The organism is Limnohabitans sp. (assembly GCF_046052765.1).
Taxonomy (GTDB): Bacteria; Pseudomonadota; Gammaproteobacteria; order Burkholderiales; family Burkholderiaceae_C; genus Limnohabitans.
This window is the reverse complement of sequence record NZ_JAVLFQ010000072.1, coordinates 21,661-27,903: the sequence shown is the minus strand read 5'-3', so window position 1 is coordinate 27,903 and position 6,243 is coordinate 21,661. Positions and strand designations below refer to the sequence as shown.

5 protein-coding genes and 1 pseudogene are annotated in these 6,243 nt (G+C 48.2%); 1 reads left to right on the top strand and 5 read right to left on the bottom strand.

The features are described from left to right. The coding region (locus AC9UG7_RS11000) for a 4-hydroxybenzoate 3-monooxygenase (protein ID WP_509587655.1) at positions 1 to 810 on the top strand (810 nt) is incomplete at its 5' end. Between the two features lie 23 nt (positions 811 to 833). Here the strand turns inward: AC9UG7_RS11000 and AC9UG7_RS10995 are convergent. The 5 genes and pseudogenes from AC9UG7_RS10995 to AC9UG7_RS10975 all read right to left on the bottom strand — a co-directional run bounded on the left by AC9UG7_RS10995 (position 834) and on the right by AC9UG7_RS10975 (position 6,159). After that, positions 834 to 1,946 carry a glycosyltransferase family 4 protein gene (locus AC9UG7_RS10995; RefSeq protein ID WP_509587653.1) on the bottom strand — a complete coding sequence of 371 codons (1,113 nt, stop codon included), beginning with the start codon at positions 1,944 to 1,946 and terminating at the stop codon, positions 834 to 836. Between the two features lie 24 nt (positions 1,947 to 1,970). Beyond that, positions 1,971 to 3,194, bottom strand: a complete 1,224-nt coding sequence (locus AC9UG7_RS10990) for a glycosyltransferase family 4 protein (protein WP_509587650.1) — start codon at positions 3,192 to 3,194, stop codon at positions 1,971 to 1,973. Beyond that, positions 3,140 to 4,024 carry a GDP-mannose 4,6-dehydratase gene (locus AC9UG7_RS10985; protein WP_509587648.1) on the bottom strand — a complete coding sequence of 295 codons (885 nt, stop codon included), beginning with the start codon at positions 4,022 to 4,024 and terminating at the stop codon, positions 3,140 to 3,142. Before AC9UG7_RS10985 ends, AC9UG7_RS10990 begins: the two co-directional genes overlap by 55 nt. 9 nt (positions 4,025 to 4,033) lie before the next feature. Continuing rightward, entirely contained in the window at positions 4,034 to 5,068 is a 1,035-nt protein-coding gene (gmd, locus tag AC9UG7_RS10980; RefSeq protein ID WP_509587646.1) for a GDP-mannose 4,6-dehydratase, read from the bottom strand. A 170-nt stretch (positions 5,069 to 5,238) separates the two neighbouring features. Beyond that, positions 5,239 to 6,159 (bottom strand): annotated as a pseudogene (locus tag AC9UG7_RS10975) (IS30 family transposase). Between the last annotated feature and the right edge of the window lie 84 nt (positions 6,160 to 6,243).

Sequence of the window (6,243 nt, the reverse complement as noted above, 5' to 3'; positions counted from 1 at the left end):
GATGTGCAGTTGCACGATTTCGATGGCAAGCAACCCAGTGTCACTTACACCAAAGATGGCGTTCGCCATTCACTGCAATGCGATTTCATTGCGGGTTGCGACGGCTTTCACGGCGTGGCGCGCGCCAGTGTGCCTAAGAGCGCGATCACCGAATATGAAAAGGTGTATCCGTTCGCATGGTTGGGTGTGTTGGCCGATGTGCCGCCCGTTTCCAGCCACGCCATTGTGTATGCCAACAGCGAGCGCGGCTTTGCGCTTTGCTCTATGCGCAGCATGACGCGCAGCCGTTATTACGTGCAAGCCCCAAGCAACGACAAGCTCGAAGACTGGAGCGACCAGCGCTTTTGGGACGAGATACGCCGCCGGCTTGACCCCGAGATGGCAGAACGCATGCAGACCGGCCCTTCCATAGAAAAAAGCATGGCGCCCCTGCGCAGCTTTGTGGCGGAGCCCATGCGGTTTGGAAGATTATTTTTAGCGGGCGATGCAGCGCATATCGTGCCGCCCACGGGCGCCAAGGGCCTAAACCTGGCCGCTGGTGATGTCAAATATTTAAGCAGTGCTTTGATTGAGCACTATCAGGAAAACAGCGATGCGGGTATTGACACCTACTCGCAACGTGCGCTCACACGCATATGGCGTGCCGAGCGTTTTTCGTGGTGGTTGACCACGCTAATGCACCAGTTTCCTGAGAGCGGTGCTTTTGGTCAACGTATGCAAGAAGCCGAACTGGACTATCTGGTGAAAAGCAAAGCCTTGTCGACTTCACTGGCGGAGAACTATGTGGGCTTGCCGTTGGATTTTGGGTGAGCAGACAAACAATGTACTTCAGCTTAACTGGTTAACAGTGATTTATAAAGCTCAACATACGAGTCTGTCATCTTTTTGGCTGTGAAATAAGTCCAATACCTTTCCTCAGCCCTGCGCCCCATTTCAGCAGCTAATTCAGGCTTTTCCCACAAATGACGCATGGCACTCCTCAATGCATCGGGATCGCTTGGAGGAACAACCAATCCAGTCTCATTTGCAATGTTGATGAAAGTAGTCCCAGTGCCAATCTCGCTTGAGATCATTGGTTTGCCATACATAGCACCCTCAAGCAGCGAGATTCCAAAGGCCTCTGAACGCAAGTGAGAAGGAAACAGCACAGCGTAGGAAAGCATCAACAGAGCGACCTTATCCTTATCAGGGAGTGCACCCAAGAAGTGGATATTTGTGAGCCCATTTTTTTTGGCGTGATCCTTGATTTCTTGTTCGACTGGACCTGCTCCCAAAATGACAATAGGGTAGTCTGTCCCCTGAGCAGCCTCCATCAAAATATGGAGTCCCTTGTAGTAGCGCATAACGCCCACAAACAAAAAGAATTTAGAGCCTAACTTTTGTTGCCAGTGTGTCAGCAGATCCTGAGTAGGAACAGGGTAGCTGGATTTATCCAAACCTATGGGAATCACAGTCACCTTTTTTCTATATCTATACAGCACATCACTGGTGGCAAGGTAGTTGGGTGATGTCGCAACAATATGGTCGACGCTTCGCAGAAAAAGATGCATCAACGGCGCGTAAAGCTTCAATAAAAATTTTTGCCTAATGATGTCCGAGTGGTAAGTGACAACTGTTGGCTTCTTGACCCTGCACAGAAAATGAACAACATCCATGAAAGGCCAAGGGAAGTGGTAGTGAACAAGATTTGCAGTTTTAACAAGGGACTTGAATCTCCAAATAGCAGATAAGGAAATCCCCGTAGAGGCCAACTGCAAGTTCAACCTGGCGCGGTGTAAGGTGTACCCATTCATTGCAATAACTCGCGGCACTTGCTTTGATGTCAGCGAAAGAATATCAGTACTGATGCCTATGTTGACAGATTGCACCGCCAGTTGGCTGATTACTTGTTCAACCCCGCCCATAGAGTTGGGCAAAGAGGTTTTATAAAAATGGAGGATACGCATGAAAGATTTCAGGACGCAGAAAAATCAAACGCCTTTTAAAGTAGCAGCTAGCTTGTAGGCATCTAAGGTTTTATCCACTGTTTTCTGCCAAGAAAAAGTAGCAGCCTGTTGAAGTCCTTTGCGTATGGCGGTTTGACGCCACTCTTGGTCTTCCAGGCTTTTGATAAGTAGTTGGGTTAACGTGTTAACGTCCGAATGTTCGCACATCAAAGCCGCATCGCCCGCCACCTCTGGCAAGCTGCTGGCATCAGAGCAAACCACAGGAACACCACTGGCCAAAGCCTCTAAAACGGGCAGACCAAAGCCTTCATACACAGAAGGATAAACAAACGTCTTGGCAGCAGAAAAAAGAATGCGAAGGTCTTCGGCTGTAACAAAGCCTAGGTATTTAGCCCATCCAGCTGCATGTGCTTTTTCCAGTCGCTCGTGAACATCCTCACTGCGCCAGCCCTTGTACCCAGCCACAACCAAAGGGGTATTTTGACGAAGGCTTGTCGGTAAAGCTTCATAGGCATCTAGCAATGACATGAGGTTTTTGCGCGGTTCTACAGTTCCAGCATAAAGAACGTAGCCTTGGTAATTCACTTGATACTTACTGAGTGTTTCCAGACAGTCATTTTCAGTACGAGTTTGAAACTCTTCTGAGGCCGCCAATGGAATGGCGACAACCCTTGATGGATCAAAGCCAGAATATTCAATGACCTCGGCGCGCGTGTAGTTTGAGTCCGTAATGATGACATCGGCACGCTTAAGCGCTTTAGGCAGTTCTTTGGCCATATAGGTGCGCCTGGCTTGGGGATGAAAAGCGGGGTATTTAAATATGGAAAGGTCGTGGAAAGTTGAAACGCAGGGGCCATCATGATTAGGTAAATAGTAATTGGGCCCGTGAAAAATAGTATGGCGATAGGGTTTGAGAGCTTTCTCTTGGCGCCACTCAAGTTGAAGTTGGTAAGCCTGTACAACAGGAGCCAAAGAACCCAGCAGGTTTTGGACTCTATGGTTGAACTTACCCCATTTTGCTAAATGGGTAGTTACGTTATCAAGCTCTATATTTGTTTGTATGGCCCCACCTTTTAAGAATTTCAATTTTTCAACGTCAGAAGAAAATTTCAACCCTTTGGCTAATTCATAAGCGTATCTGCCAATACCCGTCAATGGGTACTTAATCGCATCAATACCTAACAACACCTCCATTAAGGCGCTTCCAGCATCCAAGCCAAAGTTTCCCGCAAAGGAATGGTTTGCCAATTGGGCAGAACAGTTTTCAAACGATCTGCGCAACCAATTAACTCTTTCACTTCATTAGGACGCACAAAGTCAGGGTTGACAACAACCCCTATGGCGTACCCGGCCATTTCTTCAGCCATAGCTAACACTTGGCGCAGAGAAGTTGCTTGACCGGAACACACATTGAAAACTTGTCCGATGGGTTTGGTTTGTATCAGCCCCACATAGGCTGCCACAACAGCTCTTACATCGCTGAAGTCCCGCCAGACATCTAAATTACCCAGTTCAATTTGCTTTTCTTCGCGCTTGATATGGCTCACAATTTTGGGTAGTAAAAACTTATCGCTTTGCCCCACCCCTGTGTAGTTGAAAGGTCGAACGATAACAATGGGGAGTTTAGGTAGCCACAATCTAGCCATGTATTCCATGGCCAATTTGCTCACAGCATAGTCATTTTCAGGTGCTGGCGTTTGGCTTTCATGCAATGCACCTTCATTGCAATTGCCATAAATATTGGCGCTGCTGACAAGCAAGACACATTCCAAATGGGGAGCTGACTGCGCCAATACAGACAACAAGTTGTGCGTGCCAATCAGGTTTACGCGGTAAAAGGCTTCAGAGTCCGCATGACCCACAAAAGCAATGGCCGCTAAATGAACAACCACCGTAGGTTGAATTTGCGTTACTAAAGTACGCATGGCCGTGACATCGGATATATCTAACTGGTGGTAATTGGCATCTTCGCATGGGTTAGCCCCCACGCCATGCACTTCGTAACCTGCATGAATTAATGCTTTGGATAAATAGTGGCCGGTAAACCCGGACATGCCAGTGATTAAGACTCTATGCAAAAGGTCAATTTAAAAAGAAAAACCTGCTTGATTGCTACGTAGATCGGCTTCCACCATCATTTGGCACAGTTGCTCTAAGGTGGTTTCAGGTGCCCAACCCAGCCTAGACTTGGCCTTCGATGGGTCGCCAATCAGCAACTCCACTTCGGCAGGACGGTAGAACTTGGGGTTGATGCGCATCACAGTCTTGCCAGTGGAAGTATCCACAGCGGTTTCATTCTCTTGGCTGCCCTTGAAATCAACTGCAATGCCTGCCCCTTTGAAAGCCATGCGTACAAAATCGCGCACTGTTTCTGTACGGTTGGTGGCCAGCACAAAGGTATCGGGCTCGTCTGCTTGCAGCATGCGCCACATGCCCTCCACATACTCTTTGGCGTAACCCCAGTCGCGCTTGGCGTCGAGGTTGCCTAGCTCCAAGCAATTCAGTTGGCCTAGCTTGATCTTTGCTACGCTATCAGTGATTTTGCGGGTAACAAACTCTCGACCCCGCAAAGGGCTTTCGTGGTTGAACAAGATGCCACTAGAGCCAAAAATGTTGTAGCTCTCGCGGTAATTCACCGTCATCCAATGCGCGTAAAGCTTGGCCACTCCATAAGGGCTGCGCGGATAAAAGGGTGTGGATTCAATTTGCGGAATGGCTTGGACCTTGCCAAACATCTCGCTGGTAGAGGCTTGGTAAAAACGAATCTTGGTGTTGACCAATCGAATGGCTTCGAGCAAGTTAAGAGCGCCGATGCCTGTGATTTGTGCCGTGGTACTGGGTTGGTCAAAAGACACACCCACAAAGCTTTGCGCAGCCAAGTTGTAAATCTCGTCAGGCTGAACTTTTTGCACTAAGGCAATGCTGGAGCCCAAGTCTGTGAGGTCGTATTCAACCAAATGCAGATTGGGATGGTTTTGAATCCCCAGCTCATCAATACGCCAGAAATTGACAGAGCTGGTACGACGGTAAGTGCCGTAAACCGTGTAGCCCTTTTCTAGCAGGAGTTGGGCGAGATAGGCGCCGTCTTGCCCGGTGATGCCGGTGATGATGGAGGTTTTCATATATATTTTTTTAATCTGGCAAAAGAAGACCGTAACTTGATTATAAAAAATGGGATGAGCCCAAAAACTAACTTTTTTACAAAAAATAATTTAAAAGATATCTCAAACAAAAAATTCCAACGATTTTAAGATGAGACGATCTAAATGCCCAATGCATCATGGGATGATGATTAATGAAACACTTCTGCAGGCGTACTGAATCCCAATCTCCTTTTAGGTCTTTTATTCAATCTGTTTTGAATCATCTTAATTTTCTCATCAGTGACCGTGGACATGGATCTTTTCTTGAGTAAGTGTTGCCGCAACAGGCCGTTGAAGTTCTTGTTGGAGCCTCGCTCCCAACTGGCAAAGGGCCTGGCAAAGTAGCCCTTGCTGCCCAGCGCTTCATCAATCATGGCGTGCCCGGTGAATTCTTTGCCGTTGTCATAGGTCAGCGTCTTAACCCTAGCTTCAAACGGCTTGAGCGCTTCAATGATCGCCGGGCCAACAAAGTCAGCAGTTTTTGTTTGAAATCTTGGCCATGACCGCAAATCCGCTCAAGCGCTCCACCACCTTCACGATGGCTTGTTTGTGATTGGCTCTAATGACAATATCATATTCCCAATAACCCACTTGCTTGCGGCCCACAATGTGCGCCGGGCGTTCGCTCAGCGGCCTGCGGTTGGGGATTTGCCCCCTGCGGTCACGACCACTGGCGTAGCGTTTTCTCTGTTGCTTCTGGCACGCAGGTTCTTCCAAAAGTTTCCGTCATGAGCCTTGTCGGCATACACGTACAGGCAAAGCGTTTCATGGCTCACGGGCAGCTTGCCAGCAATCTGCTCAGAACTCCATTGCAGCTTGAGAAGTACATTGGCTTACTCTTTAACCAAGGCGAAAGCGTGCTGGCGTTGCGGCTCAATTCAGAGCGCTGAGCAGCCAGTTCACAGGCTTGCTTGGGTCGAAATCCCCGACTGCCAGCGTTACGATGCAACTCGCTACACCGTGGACTTGTTGCGTGCAAGCAGTACAGAAATCTGTGTGATGTTGTGCTGGGCTTTTATAAAACTGTGAACCAGAAATTTTACAATCTGGCTGATGTGTTTGTAATTCATCGGGGAACTTCGTCTTGCAGGTCAGGAAGCCTTGAATGCTAAACATCCTCAGCCTCATTCTTACGGTTAATCAAAGTTGCATTT

Coding starts and splice junctions, on each gene's coding strand:
- gmd (WP_509587646.1), bottom strand. CDS start 5,068: ATGAAAACCTCCATCATCACCGGCATCACCGGGCAAGACGGCGCCTAT.
- AC9UG7_RS10995 (WP_509587653.1), bottom strand. CDS start 1,946: ATGCGTATCCTCCATTTTTATAAAACCTCTTTGCCCAACTCTATGGGC.